1 protein-coding gene is annotated in these 768 nt (G+C 43.9%); it reads right to left on the bottom strand.

Annotation, left to right across the window (positions count from 1 at the left end; translation table 11 throughout):
* On the bottom strand, window positions 1-683 hold a 683-nt coding region (locus tag BG32_RS04865), incomplete at its 3' end, for a carbohydrate ABC transporter permease (protein WP_121526489.1).
* Between the last annotated feature and the right edge of the window lie 85 nt (window positions 684-768).

The raw sequence follows: 768 nt of genomic DNA, 5'->3' as shown, positions 1-768 counted from the left end.
ATTCCTATCTGAACTACACGCATATTATTGCTGTTGGTAACGATCATCGGCCATAAGTATTCATTCCACATATAGGTGAACTCAATGAGAAAAAGTGCTCCGACGTTCGTCTTCGATAGTGGAATCAATACGCTGAACAAGAATCTCATTGGTCCCGCCCCGTCAATTCTGGCTGCGTCGGAAAGAGAAGAAGGAACCGTCATGAACAGCTGCCTGAAAAGAAGCGTTCCTGTCGCACTTGCAAAGAAGGGGATTGTTAAAGCCCAATAAGTGTCAACCCAGCCAAATGTCCTCATAAGCTCATAAGTAGGCACGATTCTGATTGGTAGCGGCAGCATGTGTGTTATGAGTATGACTGCGAAGAAAAAGAACTTGCCCCTGAAGTTGCCGAAATACGTGAAAGCGAAAGCTGCAAGCATAGAAAGAAAGATCTTGGCAAGCGCCACAGTGACTGCAATAAAGGCGCTGTTAAATATTAACCTCCCCATGTTGACTGTTTTCCACGCTTTAACATAGTTATCGAAAGCATGAACGCTGGGAAGAAACTTCGGGGGGAACGAGTAGGCTTCCTTATCATTGAAAGTGCTCATGGTGAACGCATAGTATATTGGAAACATTATTGCTACTATTGCTACTGTCAATATTAGGTAGCTCAGGAATACTGAAGACTTTCTTTGCTTCATCTAGTCCACCCCACCATCATCCATAGAAGACCTTGCGCTCAGCAAATCTGAACTGCAAAACGGTCAAAATCGCCACAAAAACAAA

The organism is Mesotoga sp. HF07.pep.5.2.highcov (genome assembly GCF_003666285.1).
GTDB lineage: Bacteria > Thermotogota > Thermotogae > Petrotogales > Kosmotogaceae > Mesotoga > Mesotoga prima.
The sequence above is the reverse complement of the archived record's forward strand: the minus strand, read 5'-3'. Positions and strand labels throughout refer to the sequence as shown.